General features: G+C 73.6%; 18 protein-coding genes and 1 pseudogene. 12 read left to right on the top strand and 7 right to left on the bottom strand.

The window, feature by feature from the left end; genetic code table 11:
• The first annotated feature begins 2 nt into the window (after positions 1-2).
• The 5 genes from TOK_RS11590 to TOK_RS11570 all read left to right on the top strand — a co-directional run bounded on the left by TOK_RS11590 (position 3) and on the right by TOK_RS11570 (position 4,190).
• Positions 3-1,304, top strand: a complete 1,302-nt coding sequence (locus TOK_RS11590; protein ID WP_098957847.1) for a sensor histidine kinase — start codon at positions 3-5, stop codon at positions 1,302-1,304.
• The gene (locus TOK_RS11585) at positions 1,301-1,942 is read left to right on the top strand and encodes a response regulator transcription factor (RefSeq protein ID WP_098957846.1); all 642 of its coding nucleotides are present in this window, start codon (positions 1,301-1,303) and stop codon (positions 1,940-1,942) included. Before TOK_RS11590 ends, TOK_RS11585 begins: the two co-directional genes overlap by 4 nt.
• Positions 1,943-1,955: 13 nt before the next feature.
• The gene (locus tag TOK_RS11580) at positions 1,956-2,303 is read left to right on the top strand and encodes a DUF6412 domain-containing protein (protein ID WP_098957845.1); all 348 of its coding nucleotides are present in this window, start codon (positions 1,956-1,958) and stop codon (positions 2,301-2,303) included.
• A gap of 106 nt (positions 2,304-2,409) precedes the next feature.
• Positions 2,410-3,555, top strand: a complete 1,146-nt coding sequence (gene yidC, locus TOK_RS11575) for a membrane protein insertase YidC (protein ID WP_098957844.1) — start codon at positions 2,410-2,412, stop codon at positions 3,553-3,555.
• Positions 3,556-3,692: 137 nt separating this feature from the next.
• Positions 3,693-4,190 carry a hypothetical protein gene (locus TOK_RS11570; RefSeq protein ID WP_141566357.1) on the top strand — a complete coding sequence of 166 codons (498 nt, stop codon included), beginning with the start codon at positions 3,693-3,695 and terminating at the stop codon, positions 4,188-4,190.
• A gap of 54 nt (positions 4,191-4,244) precedes the next feature.
• On the opposite strand, the gene TOK_RS11565 is transcribed toward TOK_RS11570, so the two are convergent.
• From TOK_RS11565 to TOK_RS11540, 6 genes are all read right to left on the bottom strand, one after another.
• Positions 4,245-6,215 (bottom strand): acetoacetate--CoA ligase, encoded by a 1,971-nt coding sequence (locus TOK_RS11565; RefSeq protein ID WP_098957842.1) that lies wholly within the window; start codon positions 6,213-6,215, stop codon positions 4,245-4,247.
• 290 nt (positions 6,216-6,505) lie between these two features.
• On the bottom strand, positions 6,506-7,366 hold the full coding sequence (locus TOK_RS11560) for a YncE family protein (RefSeq protein ID WP_141566356.1): 861 nt from the start codon (positions 7,364-7,366) through the stop codon (positions 6,506-6,508).
• 597 nt (positions 7,367-7,963) lie between these two features.
• Complete coding sequence (locus tag TOK_RS11555; RefSeq protein ID WP_172457531.1) at positions 7,964-12,781, bottom strand: ATP-dependent helicase; 4,818 nt, start codon at positions 12,779-12,781, stop codon at positions 7,964-7,966.
• 126 nt (positions 12,782-12,907) lie between these two features.
• Positions 12,908-13,270, bottom strand: coding sequence for an EamA family transporter (locus TOK_RS11550; RefSeq protein WP_141566355.1), 363 nt, complete (start codon positions 13,268-13,270; stop codon positions 12,908-12,910).
• Positions 13,271-13,510: 240 nt separating this feature from the next.
• Positions 13,511-13,666, bottom strand: a complete 156-nt coding sequence (locus tag TOK_RS32550; protein ID WP_172457530.1) for a hypothetical protein — start codon at positions 13,664-13,666, stop codon at positions 13,511-13,513.
• Between the two features lie 10 nt (positions 13,667-13,676).
• Positions 13,677-15,032: a CoA transferase gene (locus TOK_RS11540; RefSeq protein WP_216361944.1), complete on the bottom strand. Its 1,356-nt coding sequence runs from the start codon at positions 15,030-15,032 to the stop codon at positions 13,677-13,679.
• Positions 15,033-15,068: 36 nt separating this feature from the next.
• On the opposite strand from TOK_RS11540, the gene TOK_RS11535 reads away from it, so the two are divergent.
• The 3 genes from TOK_RS11535 to recX all read left to right on the top strand — a co-directional run bounded on the left by TOK_RS11535 (position 15,069) and on the right by recX (position 17,814).
• Positions 15,069-15,263, top strand: coding sequence for a DUF3046 domain-containing protein (locus TOK_RS11535; RefSeq protein ID WP_098957837.1), 195 nt, complete (start codon positions 15,069-15,071; stop codon positions 15,261-15,263).
• Between the two features lie 294 nt (positions 15,264-15,557).
• Complete coding sequence (gene recA / locus TOK_RS11530) at positions 15,558-16,601, top strand: recombinase RecA (protein ID WP_098957836.1); 1,044 nt, start codon at positions 15,558-15,560, stop codon at positions 16,599-16,601.
• Positions 16,602-16,827: 226 nt separating this feature from the next.
• A complete protein-coding gene (recX, locus tag TOK_RS34690; protein ID WP_306305136.1) occupies positions 16,828-17,814 on the top strand; it encodes a recombination regulator RecX in 987 nt (328 codons plus the stop codon).
• A 312-nt stretch (positions 17,815-18,126) separates the two neighbouring features.
• On the opposite strand, the gene TOK_RS11520 is transcribed toward recX, so the two are convergent.
• Positions 18,127-19,071, bottom strand: a complete 945-nt coding sequence (locus TOK_RS11520) for a LysR family transcriptional regulator (protein ID WP_098957835.1) — start codon at positions 19,069-19,071, stop codon at positions 18,127-18,129.
• A gap of 77 nt (positions 19,072-19,148) precedes the next feature.
• Here TOK_RS11520 and TOK_RS11515 point away from each other — a divergent pair, with 77 nt between their 5' ends.
• The 4 genes and pseudogenes from TOK_RS11515 to TOK_RS11500 all read left to right on the top strand — a co-directional run.
• Positions 19,149-19,886, top strand: coding sequence for a succinate dehydrogenase cytochrome b subunit (locus tag TOK_RS11515; protein ID WP_306305134.1), 738 nt, complete (start codon positions 19,149-19,151; stop codon positions 19,884-19,886).
• Positions 19,887-19,897: 11 nt separating this feature from the next.
• A complete protein-coding gene (locus tag TOK_RS11510; protein ID WP_098957833.1) occupies positions 19,898-21,841 on the top strand; it encodes a fumarate reductase/succinate dehydrogenase flavoprotein subunit in 1,944 nt (647 codons plus the stop codon).
• 16 nt (positions 21,842-21,857) lie between these two features.
• Positions 21,858-22,613, top strand: a complete 756-nt coding sequence (locus TOK_RS11505) for a succinate dehydrogenase/fumarate reductase iron-sulfur subunit (RefSeq protein WP_098957832.1) — start codon at positions 21,858-21,860, stop codon at positions 22,611-22,613.
• Between the two features lie 243 nt (positions 22,614-22,856).
• Positions 22,857-23,342: pseudogene (locus tag TOK_RS11500) on the top strand (hypothetical protein); the annotation flags it as partial.
• Positions 23,343-23,394 lie beyond the last annotated feature (52 nt).

Raw genomic sequence — 23,394 nt, 5'->3', positions numbered from 1 at the left:
CGATGACGACGCGGGAGATGGACCGTCTCGATGCGGTCGAGGAGCGCGTCGACCGGGTGATCGACCGGTTCGCGGCGCTCGCCGGCCTGGTCCTCGGGGTCGTCCTGACCGCCTTCGCGGTCTCGGGCGAGACCGTCGCGGCCTGGACGTGGATGGCCGTGCTCACCGTGGTCGCCGTCGGCTGGATCTGGTTGCTGACGGTGCGCGAGCCGATCCGGGCACGCACACCGTGGGTCGGCGGGGTCTACATGGTCGGCCTGCTCGCCCTCATGGGTGTCCTCACCTGGCTCTCCCCGTTCTTCGCGTTCATGGCGATCGGTGGGTACGGCCACGCGTTCTGCTACCTGCACGGCCGGTGGCGCTACTCCGCCGTCGCGTTCGTGGCGGCGTGCGCGGCGTTCTCCCAGATGGGGGGCCGGCTCGCGTTGCCGTGGACCACGGGCTGGTGGTGGGCGCTGGGCGCGCTCCTCGTCGGCAACGCGGTGATCGCCGGCGGGTTCAACTGGTTCGCCGCGATCAGCGGGCAGCAGACCGAGCGTCGCAAGAAGATGATCGCCGAGCTGGAGGAGACCAACGCGCAGCTCGAGTCAGCGCTGGGGGAGAACGCCGCGCTGCACTCGCAGCTCGTCGCGCAGGCGCGGCAGGCGGGCGTGCAGGACGAGCGCACCCGGATGGCGCGGGAGATCCACGACACGATCGCGCAGGGCCTCACCGGCATCGTCACCCAGCTCGAGGCCGCCGACGCCGCCGGGACCGAGGACGCCATGCGCGACCGGCTGCGCATCGCCCGCGGGCTGGCCCGGGAGAGCCTCACCGAGGCCCGCCGCTCGGTCGACGCCCTGCGCCCCGAACCGCTGGAACAGGCGCAGCTGCCCGAAGCGCTCGCCGACCTCGTCGGCCGCTGGTCCGGGACGACGGGCGTGCGGGTGCGCCAGGAGACCACCGGTGCGACCCGGCCGCTGCTGCCCGACGTCGAGGTCGCCGTGTTCCGGGTGGCTCAGGAGGCGCTGGCCAACGTCGCCAAGCACGCCGACGCGACGACCGTCGGGATCACGTTGTCGTACATGGACGACGTCGTCGTTCTCGACGTGCGCGACGACGGCCGCGGCTTCGACCTGCCCGACCGTGCGGGTGGCGGCTTCGGGCTGACGGCCATGGAACAGCGCGTGCACCGGGTGTCGGGCACCCTCACGGTGGAGAGCGCACCCGGCGAGGGGACCGCACTCAGCGCGAGTGTGCCGGCGATCCCGGCGGAGTCCCCCGCTCCGGCAGCGGTTCGGACGACCGAGAGGGTGCACCTGTGAGCCCGCCGATCCGCGTCCTGATCGTCGACGACCACCCCGTTGTGCGCGACGGGCTGCGCGGCGTGCTGTCGGGTGAACCGGACCTGCACGTCGTCGGCGAGGCGGGTGACGGCGCCGAGGCCCTCGCCAGGGTCGCCGCCGCCGGTGCCGAGCCCGTCGACGTCGTCCTCATGGACCTGCGGATGCCGACGATGGGCGGCGTCGAGGCCATCAAGGCGCTGCGCCGCGGCGGCTCCGCCCCACGGGTCCTCGTGCTGACGACGTTCGACACCGACCGCGACGTCCTGCCGGCCATCGAGGCCGGCGCCACCGGCTACCTGCTCAAGGACACCCCGCGCGAGGAGCTGCTGCGCGCCGTCCGGGCCGCCCACCGCGGCGAGGCAGTGCTGTCCCCGGCGGTCGCCGGGCGGCTGATGGGGCAGGTCCGCACGCCCGCCGAGGAGGCACTGTCGGCTCGCGAGCTGGAGGTCCTGGCGCTCGTCGCCACCGGGGCCACCAACCGTGAGGCCGCCCGCACCCTGTTCATCAGCGAGGCGACGATCAAGACCCACCTGCTGCACATCTACGCCAAGCTCGACGTCCGCGACCGGGCGAGCGCCGTGTCCGCCGCGTACCGGCGTGGTCTGCTGCCGGCGTGACCGTGCGCGCTGCGTGTCCGACGCGCCCGTCGTCCGGTACCGTCGGGTCGTCGAGGCCGAGGGAGTGACGATGCGCGGCGAGCCCACGTTGCAGGCGCTGGTCCTGCTGGTCACGGGCTTCGCGTTGCTCGCGGGCGAGCCCGGCGTCGTCATCGGTGTCCTGGGTGCCGTCCTGTGGGCGTGGGGGATGGCCCGGCACGCCTCGGCCGTCATGCGCGTCGCCGCCGCACCGCTGCACGCCGTCACCGCCCGCGCTCTGCGCCAGGCGCGGTCGCGGTGCGCGCCACCACGCCAGGAGGACCCGGACGCGGCCGGGCACACCCGGGCACGCGCACCGTCGGGACTGCTCCCGGCGGTCTGACTCCTCCCTGACCGGCCGCCGGGGTCCACCCCTTCCCGCCCCGGTCCTCCTGGAGTCCCTTCGTGTCCTGTCCCGGTCCCACGCGCGCCCTGTCCGGGGCGGCGTCGTGCTGAACTTCCTCTACTACCCCGTCTCCGCCGTCATGTGGTTCTGGCATCAGGCGTTCGCGCTGGTCCTGGGCCCGTCGAGCGGGTTCGCCTGGGCGTTGTCGGTCGTCTTCCTGGTGCTGACGCTGCGCGCCCTCATGATCAAACCGTTCCTGTCGCAGGTGCGGTCCGGGCGGCGGATGCGGGTCATCGCCCCGCAGCTCGCCGAGATCCGCAAACGGCACGCCGGCGACAAGCAGAAGATGATGGAGGAGACGCAGAAGCTCCAGAAGGAGCACGGCGTCTCCACCCTCGGCGGCTGCCTGCCCCTGCTGATCCAGATGCCGGTCTTCCTCGCACTGTTGCACGTGCTGCGCTACTTCAACCGGCCCGGGCTCACGTTCGAGCAGAACGCCGCGATCGGCAACTACGTCTTCGGCCCCGACGAGGTGCGCTCGTTCCTGGAGGCCCGGCTGTTCGGGGCGCCGCTGTCGTCGTGGGTGTCGATGCCGCAGTCGCTGCTCGACTCCTTCGGCGCCCACGTCGACCGCTGGGAGGTGATCGTCGTCGCGGTGCCGCTGATGGTGCTCGCCGCGGTCGCCACCCACATCACCGCCCGGAACTCGCAACGCCAGCAGCTCGCCGCGCAGACCGCGCCTCCCGAACCCGGCACCCAGGCCGCGCAGATGGCCGCGTTCATGAAGCTCACGCCGTGGATCTTCCCGCTCGGGGTCGTCGTGGGCGGACTGTTCTTCACGTTCCCGATCGCGATCCTGTTGTACTGGCTGACCAACAACTGCTGGACGATGGTCCAGCAGCACCTGGTGCACAAGGCGATGGACCGCGAGGACGCGCTGCTCACCGGACAACGTGCCGCCGCGGCCGTCTCCGCTGCCGACGCCGCGCCGAAGCCAGGGGCCAGACCGGCGCCGCCCGGGCGTCGGCCAGGGGCCAAGCCGGTCACGACGTCCGTCGCGGCGGCGCAGGTCGGGGCCGGGGCGGCGCCGGCCGGGTCCGGCGAGGGACCGGCCCGGGCCGCGGCCCGGCGCGGCGCCTCCGCGCAGCCGCAAGCCGACGGTGACCGGCCGCGCCGGCCCGCGGGAACGTCGGGGAAGGCCGCGGCGGGCCGTCGCAAACCGGGGACGCGCAAGGGTGGCCGGCGCTGAGCCGTGCCCCGCGGTCGCCCTTCGCACCCCCTCCTGGACGAACGGCACAGTCGCGCAACGGGCGTGACTGTGCCGTTCGTCCGGAGGGCGGGCAGTCGGGCGGCGGCGGAGTCGGTGGCGGGCATAGGGTCGGTGACGTGCCGGTGCGTTCGAGAGTTCCCGTCCTTCTCCTCCGGCGCGCGGCGCGGCTGCGCGGGGCCGTCGCAGGCCTCGCGGTGGTCGCCGCACTCACCGCGGGCTGCGCCGACGCGTCGCAGACCTCGTCGTCCGGGGCGCAGTCGTCGCGGGACTCCGCGCCCATCGCGCAGCGCGCGGACGTCGTCGACAAGCTCACCGTGTTCGGCAAGGACGAGTGCGCCACCCAGGACGGCACGCAGGTCTACCCGCAGTGCGCCCGGTTCGCCCGCGAGGTCGCCAACGTGACCGTGGCCGCCCGCGCCGCCGCCAACGGCGACGCCGAGCAGGGCGCCGTCACCGCGGCCGCCGACGCCGTCGACGGGGCCGTCGACCGGCTGACCAAGGGTGGCTGCCTGTTGCCGCCGGGCCAGGGCCCGGTGTCGGACCCGAGCGTCTGCGGGCCCGCCCTCTCGTCGCTGCAGGAAGCGCTGCGGGCCCTGCGCGGCGCATTCGGCTGAGTCCCCCGTCCATGATCGGACGAGCCGCGTGTCGAGTCCGTCGTGCGGTGCGGGTCAGGTGCGGGCCGCGTCCCGGTAGGCCGCGAGGGCGTCGAAGTCGCTCACCGCGTCCGCGCTGATGACGTCGCCCGGCTCCTTCCCGAGCAGCACCTGCTTGATGGGCTTCTCCAGCTTCTTGCCCGTCAACGTGCGCGGCACCGCCGGGACCGCTGCGATCACGTCGGGAGCGTGCCGCGGGGACAGCTCCGCGCGCAGGGTGTCGCGGATCCGCCCGCGCAGGGCGTCGTCGAGCTCCGCTCCGTCGCGCAGCACCACGAAGAGCATCAGGTTGCCCGCCGTCGCCCCCGTCGAGTCCTCCAGGTGCACTACGAGACTGTCGTCGATCTCCGGGAGGTCCTCGACGACCGAGTAGAACTCCGCCGTCCCCAGCCGCACCCCGCCGCGGTTGAGCGTCGCGTCCGAGCGGCCCGTCACCACGAAGCTGCGGTACCGCGTCCGGATCACCCAGTCGCCGTGCCGCCACACGCCCGGGTAGGTGTCGAAGTAGGCCTCCCGGTAGCGCTCGTCGCCCGGGTCGTCCCAGAACCGCACCGGCATCGACGGCATCGGCGCCCGCACCACCAGCTCCCCGAGCTCGTCCACGATCTCCCTGCCGTCCGGGTCGAACGCCGTGACGTCCACGCCCAGGCACGGGCCCGCGATCTCGCCCCGGTACACCGGCTGCCACGGCCCACCGCCGACGAACGCGCTGCACACGTCGGTTCCACCGCTGATGGAGTTGACCAGCACGTCGTCGCCGAACTGCTCGGCGATCCAGTCGAACGCCTCCCCGGGCAGCGGCGCGCCCGTCACCCCGACCTGGCGCAGCCGGCCGGCGCCGCCGCCGAGCAGGTCCGTCGGCCGGACCCCCTGGGCGCGGCACGCCATCAGGTAGCCGGGGCTCGTCCCCAGCAGCGAGGCGCCCGTCTCCGCGACGATCCGCCACTGCTCCTCGAGGTCCGGGTGGAGTGGGTTGCCGTCGAGCAGCACCAGTGAGCCACCGACGAGCATCGCCGAGATCGTGATGTTCCACATCGCCCACGCCGTCGTCGTGAACCACAGCGCGCGGTCGCCCGGGCGGGTGTCGAGGTGCAGCGCGTGCAGCTTGAGGTGTTCGAGCAGGATGCCGCCGTGGGAGTGGACGATCACCTTGGGCAGGCCCGTCGTCCCCGAGGAGAACAGCACGTAGAGCGGGTGGTCGAACGGCACCGGCTCGAACTCCGGCGGCCCGGGCTCGGCCAGCAGGTCGTCCCACGACAGGGCGTCCGGCACCTCGACCGGCCCGAACGGCACCGCCACGACGTGGCGCACGCTCGGCAGTCCCGCCCGGATCGCGGCCACCTCGCGGCTCTTGTCGATCTCCTTCGCACCGTGGGTGTAGCCGCCGATCGTCAGCAGGACCGTCGGCTCGATCTGCGCGAACCGGTCGACGACCGACCGCGACCCGAACTCCGGCGCGCACGACGCCCATGTCGCTCCCAGGCTCGCCGCGGCCAGGAACGCCACCAGCGCCTCGGGGATGTTGGGCAGGTAGGCCACGACGCGGTCACCGGACCGGACACCGAGCCGCTGCAGGCCCGCACGCGCCCGCCCCACCTGGTCGAGCAGCTCCGCGAACGTCAGCTCCAGCGGCCCACGGGTCTGTGACCGCGCGATGATCGCGACGTCGCCGCCTGCCCCGTCGCCCACCGCATGCCGCAGCATGTGCCGGGCGTAGTTGACCGTCGAGCCCGGGAACCACTGCGCCCCCGGCATCTCCGTCGAGCCCAGCACCCGCTCGTACTCGCCGTCGACGGCGAAGTGGTCCCAGATCGACTCCCAGAAGTCCTCGGGCTCCGCCACCGACCACTCCCACAGCCCGTCGTAGTCGTCGAACCGCAGGTCCCGCTCCGCGGCGAGCCACCGGACATAGCGACCGATCCCGGTCGTGTCGAGGACATCGGCGGCGGGACGCCGCATGACGGGACCGTAGGCGTCGTCGCTCATCACCAGATCATCCGACGGCGCGGCCGTCGGCGAAAGCCGGGACGCACTGCGACATCGACGACCCCGAGGCCCCGCTCCGCTCCGCCGACCGCCGCGACCGCAGGTGACGCGTCGCTGATACGGGTGCCGGCCCGGGACATCGCCGGCCCGGGGTGCGCCCGCTGCCGGAGCCGAGGAGTCGGGTCCGGCAGCGGGCACCCGCGCTGCCGCGTCTGCGGCTCGTCGTTGCCCGGCGCCGAGGCGATGACGACGCGCCGTTGCGGCGGCTGTCCGTCCGTGTCGTGCCCGGCTCACCGCGCCGTGACGACGACCGTGTCCTGCGCGGGGCAGGTCGCCACCAGCGCGCGCCCGTCCGATGCCTCCGCGATGCCACCCGGGCCACAACCCAGCGGCACGGTCGCGACCTGCACCCGGCGCCGCACGTCGATGACCGCGATCTCCCCGGCCGTGGTGGCGACGACATAGGCGCGTGCCCCGTCCGCCGACATCCGCAGCGTCGACTCGCCCGCAGCCGCGCCGAGCGTCGACAGCAGCTGCGACGACCGCGGGTCGATCACGTACAGCTCGCTGCGGACGGGATCGAGGGCCAGCAGTGTCGACTCGTCGGGGGTGACACCGAGGCGGACCGGGTTGTCCCGGGTGACGGCACTGGTCGGCAACCTGACCTCGCCGGTCTCGACGCCGTCCGGGCTCAGCACTGCGATCCTCCGGTCCGCGGCCAACGCGACGTACACGTGGCCGCCCGCCGCCACGACGTCGCTGGGCAACGCGCCCACCGGCCGCACCACCGCGGACCCGGACGCCAGTTCGATGATCGTCAGCGAGCCGCCCCGGCCGCTCGCCACGTAGGCCCGGGAGTCGTCGGGGGCGACGGCGACCGCCACCGGGTCGTCCGCGGAGATGCGGGTCACGACGGCCATGGACCGCGGGTCGATCTCCGTGACCGCGCCGGCCGACCGGGAGAACGCGAACAGCCGGGTGCCGCCGTGGTCCGCGGTGAGAGCGTCGGTGAACGGTGCGTCGGCGGGAAGGCGCTCGCGACCGTCGGCCGTGTCGAGGGCGCGGACGACGCCGTCGGTCCGGTCGACGACGTACGCCGTGCGGCCGTCGGGGGACAGGGCCAGGTCGCCGGGGGCGTGCACGGTGAGCATGCGGTTGCCGGTCGGGGAGCCGGTGCATCCTGCCACGGCGGCGCTGACGGCGAGTGCCGCCGCGACGCACAGCGCGACGAGCCGCGGTCTGCGGACCCGCGGTACTCGCGCTCTCCCGGCCGGTCCTCTCCCGGCCGGTTCTCGCGGGGACAGCGGTGCCGGGGACAGCGGTGCCGGGGACAGCGGTGCCGAGGGTCGGGGTGCCGGGGACAGCGGTGCCGAGGGTCGGGGTGCCGGAGATCGCGGTGCCGGAGATCGCGGCGTCGACGGACGTGCCGATCGGCTCCCGCATGCCGGGGGGTGGAGGGCCCGGGCGCGCGCCGGCCGGCGGCGGAGGTGGAGCCGTCGCGCGATCCCGGCGGAGCGGGCACGTCGGGTCGACGACGTCATCCGGACGCTCCCGGGTCTCGCGGCACTGCGATGGTCCGGCCACCGTGTGCCGGGCACCCAGGATGCTGCCGCGGCCGGTCGGGAGCAAGACGCGCGCGACGCCGGCGCCCTCTCCGACCTCGACGAACGGCCCTTTCGCGCAACTGAGTCGCGCCACTGTGCCGTTCGTGCAACACCCGGTGCCGCCGGGCGTCGGGTGCCCGTGGCTCAGGCGCGCAGGCGCAGGCCCTTGGGGGTCACGCGGAAGCCTGCCTCGGTGAGGACGTCCGCGAGGTCGGAGCCCAGCGACCCGACACCGTCGGCCCGCTCGACCGCCAACGTTCCCAGCCAGCCCTCGTGCACGGCCCCGGCGAGGGCCTCGGCGCCGGCACGGAGCTCGTCGCGGTCGTCGGTGAACGACAGCAGCGACCGCCCGCCGCGTTCGACGTAGAGCGACGGCGCCCCGTCGACCAGCACGACGAGCGCGCCCGCCTTCCGGCCCGGCCGGTGCGAGGACTCGCCGACGGTCGAGGGCCAGCCGAGTGCGGCGCCGTAGGGCTGTGCGGGATCGGCCGCGGCGAGGACGACCGCGGCCGGCCCCACCGGCTCGTGACGCCCCGCGGCGAGCGACCCCGGCCCGCCCCGCCGGCCGGGAGGAGGCTCGGTCGGACCATGGGCGAAGGGAACGTCGTCGAGGTCAGCGGAGGGGTCGGCTCCCGAGGAGGGTGCCGCGGAGCCGTCGGGACGGGACAGCGCCCGGAGCCGGTCGATCGCGCCCGGAACCGCGAACTGCGCCGCCCCGAGCCCGTCCACGACGTAGCCGCGCCGGCAGCGCCCGGAGTCCTCCATTGCCCGGAGCACCCGGTAGACGGCGGCGAACCCACCTTTGCCCCGCTCGGTGGACAGCGCACCCCGGGTGAGCACGCCATGGCGCTCGAGGTAGGCCTCGGCGCGGGCGTGGGCACGGCGGGTGGAGTCCGTCTCGCGGCCCATGGCGAGCGCCCAGCGTCCACCGACGGACGGCGGCCCGCCGCGGCTCGGCATCGCGGGCCTGCCGGCGCGGAGCTGGGCGTAGCGGCCACGGGGTGCCTGGCGGCGTTGCTTGTGCGCGCCGCGGCCGCCGGAGAGCCGCGCTCTCAGCGGGCCGAGGGTGTCGTTGGTGAGTAGGCCCGCCCACACGAGGTCCCAGACGGCGGTGACGACGGCGTCGTCAGCAGGGGCCTGTTCGCCCTGGTCGACCAGGGTGCGGGCGGCGGCGTCGGCGAGGCCACGGAAGAACAGGGCGGCGCCGGGGTGTGGGGGCAGCTCGGTGGCGTCGGCGGGCATGCCGAGCGCGCCGAGCAGCGCCCGGTGCAGCGGGGTCGCCGCGATGTCGGGCTCGGGTTCGGGCAGCAGCAGGTCGGCGACGTCGGCGGGTGCGACGGCGAGCCAGCCGTCGGATCCTGCGAGGGTGCCGCAGCCGGTCCAGGTGACCTCGCCGGCCGCGGTGAGCTCGTCGAGCAGCGCGGGGGAGTAGCCGGGCAGCCGCGCGGGCAGGATCAGCGACTCCAGCGCGCTGGCCGGCAGCGGCGCCCCGGCGAGCTGTTCGACGACGCCCATCACGTCCTCGGGCCCCGGCACCCCGCGGAACCGGCCCCGCCGCCCGGGTGTCGCGGTCGCGGCGCGGACCCCCTGCCACGCGGGAAGGAACCGGCCGAGCGCGCGCTGCTCGACGGGTTCGACCTCCGAGCGCAGCCGCGCGAGCGACGCCCGCCGCAGCCGGCGCAGTACCTCGGCGTCGCAGAACTCGATGCCCTCGGCCCCGGGCCGCAGCTCGCCGCGGACGAGCCGCCCGGTTCCGGTGAGCCGGTCGAGCACTCCGGACACGACGGCGACGCCGAGCCCGAACCGGGCGGCGACGTCGGCGGGCGGGAACGGGCCGTGCGAGCGGGCGTAGCGGATCACCAGGTCGCCCAGGGGATCCGGGACGGGCTCGGTAAACGTCTCGGGTACGCCGACGGGCAGGGCAGCGCCCAGTGCGTCGCGGACCCGGCCGGCGTCCTCGATCGCGAGCCACCGCTGCTCGCCACCGATGCGGACGCGGATGGCGCGTCGCGCGGACTCCAGCTCGACGAACCATCCCGGGTCGACCCCGCGGGCCGCGCCCTCGGCCTCGGTGAGGTCGCCGAGGAACCGCAGCAGGTCGGCGGCGCCCTCGACGTCGCGGGCGTGCCGGTCGGGCGCGGTGCGCTGCAACGAGGCCTCGACCTCGGCGAGCACCTCCGGGTCGAGCAGCTCGCGGATGGCCTCGGACCCGAGGAGCTCGGCGAGCAGCGTCGAGTCGAGCGACAGCGCCGCGGCCCGGCGCTCGGCGAGCGGGGCGTCGGACTCGTAGAGGAACATCCCGACGTAGCCGAACAACAGGCTGCGCGCGAACGGGGACGGCTGGGTCGTCGCGACCTCGACGACCTTGACCTTGCGGGACCCGACGTCGGCCATCAGCTCGCGCAGGCCGGGCAGGTCGTAGACGTCCTGCACGCACTCGCGCATCGCCTCGAGCGTGATGGGGAACTGCTCGTACCTGCCCGCGACCGAGAGCAGCTGCGCCGACTTCTGCCGCTGCTGCCACAACGGGCTGCGCCGTCTGGGGTCACGGCGGGGCAACAGCAGCGCGCGTGCGGCGCACTCGCGGAACCGCGATGCGTAGAGCGAGGATCCGCCCAGCTCGCCGACGACGATCTGCTCGACCTCCGCCGGGTCGAGCAGTACGTCCTCGGCGGTGGGCACGATCTCGGAGCCGTCGTCGTCGACGGCGTCGGGCAGGCGCAGGACGATCCCGTCGTCGGCGCCTGCGGCGCTGACCTCGACACCGCGCCGTTCCCGCATCCGGGCGGCGATCGCGAGTGCCCACGGGCCGTTGACCTGGGCGCCGAAGGGGGAGTGCACGACGAGGCGCCAGTCGCCCAGCTCGTCGCGGAAGCGTTCGACGAGGATCGTCCGGTCGGACGGGACGTGGCGGGTCGAGTCGCGCTGTTCGTGCAGGTAGGCGAGCAGGTTGTCGGTCGCCCAGGTGTCGAGTCCCGCGGCGGTGGCGCGGTCGCGGGCCTGCTCGTCGGGCAGGCCGGCCATCTCCCGGACGAACGCCCCGACGGCGCGGCCGAGCTCCAGTGGCCTGCCGATCGACTCGCCCTTCCAGAACGGCATCCGCGCGGGCTGGCCGGGGGCGGGCGTGACGATCACGCGGTCGTGGGTGATGTCCTCGACCCGCCAGCTGGACGTGCCGAGCAGGAACGTGTCGCCCACGCGGGACTCGTAGACCATCTCCTCGTCGAGCTCGCCGACGCGTGAGCCCGCGCCGTCGGCGCCGCCGGGCGTCATGACGGTGAACAGGCCGCGGTCGGGGATCGTGCCGCCGGAGGTGACGGCGAGCCGTTGTGCGCCGGGGCGGCCGGCGAGCTCGTCGGTGACGCGGTCCCAGGTGATGCGGGCGCGGAGCTCGCCGAACTCCTCGGACGGGTAGCGCCCGGAGAGCATGTCGAGCACCGAGTGCAGTGCCGAGTCGGGCAGTGCGGCGAAGGGTGCGGCCCGGCGGACGACGGCGGCGAGATCGGACAGCGTCCACGGTTCCATCGCGACCATGGCCACGATCTGCTGGGCGAGCACGTCGAGCGGGTTGCGGGGGTAGCGCATCGACTCGATCGCGCCGCTGGCCATCCGTTCGGCGACGACCGCGCACGACACCAGGTCGCCGCGGTACTTGGGGAACACGACCCCGCGGGACACGGCGCCGACCTGGTGCCCGGCCCTGCCTACGCGCTGCAGCCCGGACGCGACGCTGGGCGGCGCCTCGACCTGGACGACGAGGTCGACCGCGCCCATGTCGATGCCCAGCTCCAGGCTCGACGTGGCCACCACGCAGGGCAGCAGCCCGCTCTTGAGCTCCTCCTCGACCTGGGTGCGCTGCTCGCGCGACATGGAGCCGTGATGGGCGCGTGCGACCGTCGGCGGGGCGCCGCCGCCGATCCCGGACTGGCCGACCGCCTCCGCCGGGAACGCGCCGGTGGCCACCTCGTCGAGATCGACGGCCTCCGCTGCCTCGGCCTCCTCGGCGGCCAGCTCGTTGAGCCGTGAGGTGAGGCGTTCGGCGAGCCGTCGCGAGTTGGAGAACACGATCGTCGAGCGGTGTGCGCGGACCAGCTCGAGCAGCCGCCGCTCCACCGCGGGCCAGATCGACGGTCTGCGCGCGGTGCCCGCTGCCGAGCCGATGACCTCCTCGTCGGCGCTGCCGGGGGCGGGCTGCTCGTCGAGCGCCGCGAGGTCGGGCACCGGGACCTGCACCTCGACCTCGATGGTCTTGGGCGTCTTCGGCTGCACGATCTCGACGGGCCGTACGCCGGCCAGGAACGTGGACACCTCGTCGATCGGGCGGACCGTGGCCGAGAGCCCGATCCGCTGGGCGGGGCCGCCGCCCCGGCGGACGAGCAGCTCGTCGAGCCGTTCCAGCGACAGCGCCATGTGTGCGCCGCGCTTGGTGCCGGCGACGGCGTGGACCTCGTCGACCACCACGGTCTGCACGCCGAGCAGCGACTCCCGCGCCGCCGAGGTGAGGATCAGGAACAGCGACTCCGGGGTGGTGACCAGCACGTCGGGCGGGGTGCGGCCGAAGCGGCGCCGCTCCTCGGCGGGTGTGTCGCCGGTGCGCATGCCGACCGTGACGTCGGGGACGGGCAGACCGAGGCGCTGCGCGGCCTGCCGGATACCGGTGAGCGGCGACCGGAGGTTGCGCTGCACGTCGACCGCGAGGGCCTTGAGCGGGGAGACGTAGAGGATGCGGCAGCGCCGCCGCGGGTCCTCCGGGACGGGATCGGTGGCCAGCCGGTCGAGCGCCCAGAGGAACGCCGCCAGCGTCTTGCCGGAGCCGGTGGGGGCGACGACGAGCGCGTTGCGACCCGCCTGCGCCGCCGCCCAGGCACCCTCCTGGGCGGGGGTGGGCGCGGCGAACGCACCCGTGAACCAGTCACGGGTGGCGGGCGAAAAGCCGTCGAGCGGGCTCACGGGGTCCATCATGGGACCCGGCACCGACATTTCGCCTGCCGGCGGGCAGCAGGACCGGGGCGACGCCCATCGCGGCGAGCGAGACGCCGGGCAGCGCCGGCACCCCCGGAACCTGTCCGAACATCGGATATGCCCGGATCATCGTGGTCGGCGGCGTGAGGTGGAGCAGCGTGCCGCCCGTGTCGCCCCGCTGCGGCGCACGACGAACAGGTACGCCCCGTAGCCGCCGGACGTCGACAGCCCGACCACCCCCGCGACCGACCACAAGAAGCCGGGGTCGGCGGGCGGGGCGAGCCGACCGTCCACTGCGGCGACCACGGTGAACAGCGCGGCCGTCGTCACGCCCTGGATCGTCAGTGACTCCAGCGGCGACTCCGACGTCCCTGCGCGCCGGGTGAGCAGCGTTCCGGCGGACAGCACGAGCATCCCGCCGACGAGCAGCAGGAACGCCCACCACGGCACCCCGTCGGCGTGCACGTCCCCGCCGACGACGAGCGCCACCCCGGCCAGGCCCACGAGCAGCCCGAGCCGCGGGCCGTTCGCCCAGGGCCGGGACCGGCGCGCGTCGCCACGACCAGCGGTGGGACGGCCGCGATCAGCGCGGTCGTGCCGGCGGGGACGCCGAGCGCGCCGGCGGTGACCGTCGCCCCGAGGTGGAGGAACTGGCTGAGCACCCGACCGGGGTGCGGGTCCGTCAACGCCGCGCGCGCCGCCGATGCCCGGGTCGTCGCGGGGGTGTGATCAGCGCTTGCGCTGCTGGATCCACCAGCGCAGGAGCAGCGCGAGCGACGCCAGCAGGACCAGCACCACGACGACCTGGCCGACCGTCGACGACATGCCGGTCGGGTCGCCCTGCGCGAGGGTCCCCGTCGTCGCGGACATCACGGACGCGGACACATCGGACAGGTTACGGGGCCTGCGCGTCCGGCGGCCAGGTCGCCGGGGCCGCACCGTAGGCAGGAGCCGGTCCGGGCCAGCGCAGGCCCTCCCCGTCGACGGTGCCGGGCGGGGACGCGAGCGTCAGCACCCCGTCGGCCGCGGGGACGTCCCCGATCCACGGCGAGGCGTCGACCTCCTCGGCGGCCGGCGGCTCGGCGGTGCGGGGCAACGACTGGAGCCACGACGCCGTCGCCGTCAACGCCAGCTCGACGTGGGGTGTGCCGCCGTCCCGGCGCTGCCGGGCCAGCGCGAGCAGGGCGGCGGCAGCGCCCAGGTAGCCCGTCGAGTGGTCGAGGACCTGCGCGGGCAGCGCTCCGGGCGGGCACGCGGGATCCGGGTCGCGACGTTCGGTCTCGCCGATCCCGCACGCCGCCTGCACGAGGCTGTCGAACCCCCGCCGACCGGCCCACGGCCCGGTCCCGCCCCACGCCGACAACGTGACGACGACCAGCCCCGGGAAGCGCTGCGCCAACGTCTCCGGGGCGAGCCCGAACCGGTCGAGCGCGTGCGGCCGGTACCCGGTGACGACGACGTCCGCGCCCGCCAGCAGTGCCTCCAGCCGGTCCGCGCCCGTCGCCAGGTCCAGCAGTGCGCTGTGCTTGCCCGTCAGCGTCTCCCACGCCTGGGCGGGGAGCTCGGGCCGGTCGGGGGCGTCGAGCCGCACGACCTCGGCGCCGTGCGCGGCGAGCGTCCGGGTGGCGACGGGGCCCGCGATCACCCGGGTCAGGTCCAGCACGCGTGGGCGCCGGGCCTGCCGCGGCGCGGCGTCGCCGAGGTTCCGGGTCCCGACGAGCGGCAGTGCCCGCGCGGCCGCGCCGGCCGCCGTCGCGCTCCACCGCTGCTCGGTGCGCACCGCCGCGGCGACGCCACCGTTCTCGTGCACCGCCGACTCCAGCTCCTCGGCGCGCCAGTGCCGGGCCGCCGCGGCGACGTCACCGGGACCGGCGCCGTCGGGCAGGCCCAGTACGCGACGGGCCGCGGCGCGGTGCCAGGGATAGTTGGCGTGCAGCCGCAGCCAGCCGTCGGCCGTGCGGTGGAAGGCCGACAGCGGGTCGAACGGATCTCCCGGGCTCGCACCGTCGCGGCGCAGGTACCGCTCGGACCGCATGGCGACGGCCAGCTGCCGCGTGTCGATGCCGACCGCACGTCCGCGACCGTCCGCCGTGGCGGCCAGCAGTGCCGCGCCAACGACGGCCGCGCCGACGTCGGTGACCGGGAACCGCGAGGTCAGCGTGGTCGGAGGTCCGGTGATCGTCAGCCGTCGAAGGTCCTCGGGCGCTCCGCCGAGGAGCTCCCACACCTGTCGGGTCAGCTCGTCGCGCACGAGTCCCACACTGGCACGCGCCGGTACGCTCGGCGTGTGCGACTGAGTCACTTCCGGGAGCTGATGGCGGGGGAGTTCGGCGCCGTGCGGGCGGGTTCGCTGGCCAAGGACCACGTGTTCGCCGAGCTCGGCGGCCGCACGGTCGAGCAGGCCATCGAGGCGGGGATCGACCCCAAACGGGTGTGGCGCGTGGTGTGCGAGGCCTACGACGTGCCTGCCGACAGGCGCTGACCTGCGGTTCTTTTCGCCGGGACCGGGACGTCGCCCGCGGCGCGGGCAGTCGTTGTCCGGGTGGGTGCGCCGCTCGGCGCGGCACGGTAGCCGATCGGCGTGTCGGAACCGAACTCGAACACCTGTTCGTATAGCCTTCGGTCCACAACGTTCCCGGTTGTCCACAGCGGGGGCGTGCACGCAGGAACTGTCGGTCGGACCCAATACGGTTCGTCCGTGGCTCCCCGCAAGACATCGGCCAAGGCGCCGGACCGATCCCGCACCGACAGCGCATCAGCGAGGTGGCAGACCGAGATGACCGCACCCGACCGCGAGAAGGCCCTCGAACTCGCCCTCGCACAGATCGAGAAGAACCACGGCAAGGGCTCCGTGATGAGGCTGGGTGACGACACGCGCCCGCCCATCGGCGTGATCCCCACCGGCTCCATCGCGCTCGACGTGGCGCTCGGCGTGGGCGGTTTCCCCCGTGGCCGCGTCGTGGAGATCTACGGCCCCGAGTCCAGCGGTAAGACCACGGTCGCGCTGCACGCGGTGGCCAGTGCCCAGGCCGCCGGCGGCATCGCCGCCTTCATCGACGCCGAGCACGCGCTCGACCCGGAGTACGCCAAGGCGCTGGGTGTCGACACCGATGCGCTGCTGGTCTCCCAGCCCGACACCGGTGAGCAGGCGCTCGAGATCGCCGACATGCTGATCCGCTCCGGCGCACTCGACATCATCGTGATCGACTCGGTGGCCGCGCTCGTGCCGCGCGCCGAGATCGAGGGCGAGATGGGCGACAGCCACGTCGGCCTGCAGGCCCGGCTCATGAGCCAGGCGCTGCGCAAGATCACCGGTGCGCTGAGCAACTCGGGCACCACGATGATCTTCATCAACCAGCTGCGCGAGAAGATCGGCGTCATGTTCGGCTCGCCGGAGACCACGACCGGTGGCAAGGCGCTGAAGTTCTACGCCTCCGTCCGGCTCGACATCCGCCGCATCGAGACGCTGAAGGACGGCACCGACATGGTCGGCAGCCGGACCCGCGTCAAGGTCGTGAAGAACAAGGTGGCCCCGCCGTTCAAGCAGGCCGAGTTCGACGTGCTCTACGGCGTCGGCATCAGCCGCGAGGGCTCGCTGATCGACGTGGGTGTCGAGCAGGGGATCATCCGCAAGTCGGGTGCCTGGTACACCTACGAGGGCGACCAGATGGGGCAGGGCAAGGAGAACGCCCGCAAGTTCCTCAAGGAGAACCCGGACATCGCCGCCGAGGTCGAGAAGCGGATCAAGGAGAAGCTCGGTATCGGTGCGGTGCTCGACGCCGAGGCCGTCGAGCCGCTCCCGGCTCCGGTCGACTTCTGATCGGGTGCCCGACTCGCACGACCCCGCTCGCGCCGGTGACGCTGCCTGCGCCGAGCAGCCCGACGGCCCCCGTCGTGTGATCGCGGTCGCCGGCTTCGACTTCGACTCGGAGGACGAAGCCGGCGAGCCGGGTCACGTGGCCGGGTTCGGGGACCTCTCCGGTGCCGACGACGTCCCCGGTACCGACGACGTGGCCCCGCGGGACCGTGACGACAGCGGCGTCCGCATGGCTGACCTGTCGATGCTGGTCGACACCCGTGTGGCCGCTCCGACCGTCGTCGGCCTGGACCCTGTCGGCCTGGGCCCTGTCGTCGAGATGGACCCCGCCGTCGACCTGGAGCCCGTCGCCGACTCGGAGTCCGGTGCCTCGTCCGGCGGCACCGGTTCGCTGCCGGCGGTCGTCCGGGCCGCCGATCTGCTCCGGCGGGACAGTCGGCCGGGTCGCGCCGGTGGGCGTCGTTCGCAGGGTGACCGTACGCAGAGTGACCGTTCGCAGGTGGGTCGTGCGCACGGTGGGCGCCGGCGCGGTCCGGGCGACGATCATGGACGGAGTGCCCCCGCGCCGGAGGATGCCCCTACCGGTTCCGACACGGCGGACGGACGTGACCCCGACGGGCCTCGCGAACCGGATCGCGCTCGCGGACGTCGGTCGACTCGTGGTGGGCGCTCGGGTGAGCGTGGCCGACGCAGCGGACCGCCCGAGCCGCCCGACGATCCGGTGGCTGCGGCCAGGACGATCTGCCTGCGGCAGCTGGAGGTCCGGTCGCGGACGCGGAAAGAACTCGCGGACGTACTGCGCCGCAAGGGAATCCCGGACGACGCGGCCGACCAGGTCCTCGAACGCTTCGGTGCGGTCGGTCTGATCGACGACAAGGCGTTCGCCGACCAGTGGGTCCACTCACGGCACACCTACAGCGGCCTCGGCCGCCGGGCGATCGCCGTCGAGCTGCGCCGCAAGGGGGTGGACTCCGAGGCGGTCGGGGAGGCGCTGTCCGAGATCGACGACGCCTCCGAGGAGGCCCGCGCCCGCGCGCTGGTCGACCGCAAGCTCCGCACCCGCAGCGGCGTCCCCGACGAGGCGATGGCCCGCCGGCTGCTCGGCATGCTCGCGCGGAAGGGCTACCCCGCGGGGATCGCGTACCGCGTCGTCAAGGAAGCCGTCGCGGAGCACGCGGCGGAGCTGGCCGACCAGATCCCCGAGACCGACGACTGAGCCTCACACGTCGCCGACAGGGCCGTGCCCGGCCGGACCACGCCGAACGCGACACGAGGCCGGCGGCCGGACACCGATGCGGTCTCGCGCCGGCCTCGGCGCACACGGGGTCGGTCTGACGGGCCCGGATGGACGACCCTCCCCGCGCCGGTATTTCCCGTGCGCCGGATGCGACGTGACGCCGGTTCTCCACGTCGACAAGCGGCCTGGTGTCGGACTCGGCGACGCGGGGCGGGGCGACGCGGGGCCGGGGCGGGGCGACGCAGGGCGGGGGGCAGGGCGGGGGCAGGGCGGGGGCAGGGCGGGCAGGGGTCACGGGGTCGGGGCGCGGTGCAGGACCTGGACGTCGGTGCCCAGGTCGCCGATCGTCTCGGCCTCGGCGAGGAATCCCAGGAGCGTGTCCTGGAACGCCTGCACCGCGGGTGTGGGGGTGACGTCGGTACGGCAGGCCAGCGCCACGGTGCGGTAGAGCGGCGGGGTCAGGGTCGTACGGCGCAGCCGTGGCCGGCCGGCGAACACCAGGTCGGGAACGACGGCGACGCCGGTGCCCGTCTCGACGAGGCGCAGCACCGCGTCCATCTCCCCGCCCTCGACGGCGAAGCGCGGCTCGACGCCGGCGTCGGAGTAGGCGCGCAGGGTGACCTCGCGGAGGTCGTAGCCGCGTCGGAACATCACGAGGGCGCGCCGGGAGAGCTCGGTGATGCTCATCGTCCCGCGGCCCGAGGGCGGGGGCTCGGAGCGCGGTGAGGCGACGGAGAGCCGTTCGCGCAGCAGCGGTGTCACCTCGAGCGACGGGTCGAGGCCCTGGCGGGGGACGACGAGGACGGCGACGTCGAGCTCGCCGCGTTCGAGGCCACGCACGAGCAGCTGGGAACCGCTCTCGGAGAGCTCGATCGACAGGTCGGGGTAGCGGTCGTGGAAGACGGGGATCGCGTCGGCGAGGACGCCGATGCACAGCGACGGGGTGGCGCCGACGCGGACGCGGCCGCGGCGCAGTCCGACGACCTCGGCCACGGCGGCGCGGGCGTTGTCGGCGTCGGCGAGCATCCGCCGGGCCAGGGGGAGGATGGCCTCGCCCGCGGGGGTGAGGGTGAGCCGGCCCTGCGCGCGGTTGATCAACGGCGCCCCGAGGCTGTCCTCGAGGGCCTTGAGCTGACGCGACAGTGTGGGTTGGGCGACACCCATGCGATCCGCCGCCCGAGTGAAGCTGCGCACGTCGGCGAGGGCGAGGAAGTACGCGAGCTGCTGCAGCGTCACGCCTATAGCCTACGGGCATCGGTGTCGTCGTTTTCATGCATTGGACGTTTGGCCGGTGTGAGACGTCCACTTGATGCGTGACGACGACTGCCGACCGGCCCGCGAGCCGGGGGACGACCCCCGCGCGACGCCCGGTTCCCGCGCGCCGCCGCCGGCGGGTCCCGTCGGTGGTCCTCAAGTACGTGATGGCGGCCTCCGGGGCCGCCATGCTGCTCTACCTCGTGCTCCACATGGTCGGGAACCTGAAGATCTTCTTCGGTGCCGACGCACTGGACTCGTACTCGGCCTGGCTGCGGACGCTGCTGGAGCCGGCGGTGCCGTACGCGGGCGTGCTGTGGGCGATCAGGGTGCTCCTGACGGTGGCACTCGTGGCGCACGTGGGATCGGCGATCGTGCTGGCCCGCCGGGCGCGCGCGGCCCGCCCGGTCCGCTACGTCCACCGGCAGCCGGTGGAGGGCAGCTACGCCGCGCGCACGATGCGCTGGGGTGGGGTGATCATCCTGCTGTTCGTCGTCTACCACGTCCTGGACCTCACGACGGGCACGCTCAACCCGAACGGTGTGCACGGCGAGGTCCACGCGAACGTCGTGGCGGACTTCGACCCGTCGCGCTGGTACGTGACGCTCTTCTACACCCTCGCGGTGCTGACGGTCGGCTTCCACGTCCGGCACGGCATGTGGAGCGGCCTCCAGACCTTCGGCCGGTCCAACGCCCTCACCCAGCGCGCACTGAAGACGTTCGCGTTCGTGTTCGCGGCGGTGCTGGTCGTCGGCTTCCTGTCGGTCCCGTTCGCCGCCACCTTCGGCCTGGTCTGAGGAGGCCTGCAATGAGCTACGCGGACTTCACCCTCGGCGCCCCGGTCGCCGACGCGGCGGCGCCGGACGGCCCGATCGAGACCCGCTGGGAGCGGCGCCGCTTCGGCGTCAAGCTCGTGAACCCGGCGAACAAGCGCAAGATGCACGTGATCGTCGTCGGCACGGGGCTGGCGGGCGGGTCGGCGTCGGCGACCCTGGCGGAGCTGGGCTACCGGGTCAGCTCGTTCTGTTATCAGGACAGCCCGCGCCGGGCGCACTCCATCGCGGCGCAGGGCGGCATCAACGCGGCGAAGAACTACCGCAACGACGGCGACAGCGTGCACCGGCTGTTCTACGACACGGTCAAGGGCGGCGACTTCCGGGCTCGGGAGTCGAACGTGCACCGGCTCGCCGAGATCAGCCGCCAGATCATCGACCAGTGCGTCGCGCAGGGTGTGCCGTTCGCCCGCGAGTACGGCGGCCTGCTCGACAACCGTTCGTTCGGCGGCGCGCAGGTGTCGCGGACGTTCTACGCCCGCGGTCAGACCGGCCAGCAGCTGCTGCTGGGTGCGTACCAGGCGCTGGAGCGTCAGGTCGACGCCGGTGGCGTCACCATGTACCCGCGGCACGAGATGCTGGAGCTGATCGTCGTCGACGGGCACGCCCGCGGCATCGTCGCGCGCGACCTGATCACCGGGGAGACCCGCAGCCACCTGGCCGACGCCGTGGTGCTGGCGTCGGGTGGGTACGGCAACGTCTTCTTCCTGTCGACGAACGCCAAGGGCTGCAACGTCACCGCGTCCTGGCGGGCGCACCGCAAGGGGGCGCTGTTCGCCAACCCGTGCTTCACCCAGATCCACCCGACGTGCATCCCGGTGAGTGGCGACCACCAGTCGAAGCTGACCCTGATGTCGGAGTCGCTGCGCAACGACGGCCGTGTCTGGGTGCCGGAGCGCAAGGGCGACGACCGCGACCCGAACCTGATCCCGGAGGCGGAGCGCGACTACTTCCTGGAGCGTCAGTACCCGGCGTTCGGCAACCTGGTGCCGCGTGACATCGCCTCGCGTGCGGCGAAGAACGTGTGCGACGAGGGCCGCGGTGTCGGCCCGGGCGGGCTCGGGGTGTTCCTCGACTTCGCCGAGGTCATCGGCCGGCTGGGCCGCCCGGCGGTCGAGGCCAAGTACGGGAACCTGTTCCAGATGTACCAGCGCATCACCGGCGAGGACCCTTACCAGGTCCCGATGCGCATCTATCCGGCCGTGCACTACACGATGGGCGGGCTCTGGGTCGACTACGACCTGCAGTCGACGATCCCCGGCCTGTTCGTGGTGGGGGAGGCGAACTTCTCCGACCACGGCGCCAACCGGCTCGGGGCGTCGGCGCTGATGCAGGGCCTCGCCGACGGCTACTTCGTGCTGCCGTCGACGATCGGCGACTACCTGGCGACGGCGAAGCACGAGCCGGTCGACCCGGACCACCCCGCGGTCCGCGCGGCCGAGGACGATGTGGCGCAACGGATCGACACACTGCTGTCCATCAGGGGGACGCGCACCGTCGACTCCTTCCACCGCGAGCTCGGCCACCTGATGTGGGAGCACTGCGGGATGGAGCGCACCGAGGCGGGGCTGCGCAAGGCGCTGGACCGGATTCCGGAGCTGCGCAAGGAGTTCTGGGAGACCGTGCTGGTGCCGGGCACGGGCGTCGAGCTCAACCAGAGCCTCGAGCGGGCCGGTCGTGTCGGCGACTTCTTCGAGCTGGCCGAGCTCATGTGCCTGGATGCGCTGCACCGCAACGAGTCCTGCGGCGGTCACTTCCGCGCGGAGAGCCAGACGCCCGACGGCGAGGCCGCCCGTGACGACGAGAACTTCTCCTACGCCGCGGCGTGGGAGTTCACCGGCCGCGGCGAGGCGCCGGTCCTGCACAAGGAGGACCTGACGTTCGAGTACGTGGCCCCCACGCAGCGGAGCTACAAATGAGCCGGCGGAGCTACGAGTGAGACTGCATCTGAAGGTCTGGCGGCAGCGCGACGCGGACGACCGCGGTGCCATGGCGAGCTACGACGTCGACGACGCGTCGCCGGACATGTCGTTCCTGGAGCTGCTCGACGTCCTGAACGAGAAGCTGACGGTCGAGGGCGAGGAGCCGGTCGCGTTCGACCACGACTGCCGCGAGGGCATCTGCGGCGCGTGCAGCATGGTCATCGACGGGCAGCCGCACGGTCCCGAGAAGGCGACGACGACCTGCCAGCTGCACATGCGGCACTTCTCCGACGGCGACACGATCACGGTGGAGCCGTTCCGGGCGGGGGCGTTCCCCGTCGTGAAGGACCTGGTCGTCGACCGTGGCGCGTTCGACCGCATCATCGCCGCCGGCGGGTACATCTCGGCCCCGACCGGCTCGGCCCCGGACGCCCACGCCGTCCCGGTGCCCAAGGACCAGGCGGACCGCGCGTTCACGGCGGCGGCCTGCATCGGGTGCGGCGCGTGCGTCGCGGCGTGCCCGAACGGGTCGGCGTCGCTGTTCCTCGGCGCCAAGATCACCCATCTCGGCGAGTTGCCGCAGGGGCAGCCGGAGCGCAACAGCCGCGTGCTCGCGATGGTCGACGAGCACGACGCGGCGGGCTTCGGGGGCTGCACCAACACGGGCGAGTGCGCCGTCGCGTGCCCGAAGGAGATCCCGCTCGACGTCATCTCCCAGCTGAACCGGGACTACCTCGCCGCCCGCAAGGCGAGGAGGCGCAGCGCCTGACCGCGAGCGGCGCAGGGCGCCGCGCGACGAGAGCCCGGCCCCGCGGAGGGGCCGGGCCGCTCGGCGTTCCCGGTGATCATCGCCGAGGGTGTGAGCCGTGTCTCGACCTGCGGACTCACGTCGGCCCGAGGACACCGGGGAACGCTGCACGTCGTAGGCTCCGCCAATCCAACAGCCCCGGCGTCGCGGCGATGTTCTGGTCAGAGTCACCGCCGACGCCTGGAACAGACGAGGAACTCCGACGTGTCATCCACCACAGACGCGTCCACCGGGCGGGCGCAGATCAGCGAACGGACGCTGCGCACCGACCGGTGGTGGCTGCCGCCCCTGCTGAACGTCGCCGGACTCGGCCTCTGGGTCGTCTACGCGACCGTCCGCGCGTTCATGCAGGCCTTCTACTTCACGAACGATCAGAACTACAGCTACCTGACGCCGTTCTACTCCCCGTGCTTCTCGGTCGGGTGCTATCCGGAGGCGTCGCACTTCGGGCAGTTCCTGCCCGACTGGTGGTGGCTGCCCTACGCGGCGATCACGTTGCCGTTCCTGCTGCTGTTCCGGCTCACCTGTTACTACTACCGCAAGGCCTACTACCGGGCCTTCTGGTTGTCGCCGCCCGCGTGCGCGGTGGCCGAGCCGCACAAGAAGTACACCGGTGAGACGCGCTTCCCGCTGCTCGGCCAGAACCTGCACCGCTACTTCTTCTACATCGCGGCGCTGATCTCGTTGATGGGACTGTAAAACCAACGGTGTAACTCCGATCGAGGAGGAAGCACACGATGGC

Source organism: Pseudonocardia sp. N23 (genome assembly GCF_002583555.1).
Taxonomy (GTDB): Bacteria; Actinomycetota; Actinomycetes; order Mycobacteriales; family Pseudonocardiaceae; genus Pseudonocardia.
Note: the sequence above shows the minus strand (reverse complement) of the source record. Positions and strands in the feature narration are given on the sequence as shown.

Bases quoted from the DNA above. Each gene is read 5' to 3' on its own strand.
- TOK_RS11510 (WP_098957833.1), top strand. From the start codon at position 19,898: ATGAGCTACGCGGACTTCACCCTCGGCGCCCCGGTCGCCGACGCGGCG.
- TOK_RS11555 (WP_172457531.1), bottom strand. From the start codon at position 12,781: ATGATGGACCCCGTGAGCCCGCTCGACGGCTTTTCGCCCGCCACCCGT.
- TOK_RS11560 (WP_141566356.1), bottom strand. From the start codon at position 7,366: ATGCTCACCGTGCACGCCCCCGGCGACCTGGCCCTGTCCCCCGACGGC.
- TOK_RS11565 (WP_098957842.1), bottom strand. From the start codon at position 6,215: ATGAGCGACGACGCCTACGGTCCCGTCATGCGGCGTCCCGCCGCCGAT.
- TOK_RS11590 (WP_098957847.1), top strand. From the start codon at position 3: ATGACGACGCGGGAGATGGACCGTCTCGATGCGGTCGAGGAGCGCGTC.
- recX (WP_306305136.1), top strand. From the start codon at position 16,828: ATGGCTGACCTGTCGATGCTGGTCGACACCCGTGTGGCCGCTCCGACC.
- recA (WP_098957836.1), top strand. From the start codon at position 15,558: ATGACCGCACCCGACCGCGAGAAGGCCCTCGAACTCGCCCTCGCACAG.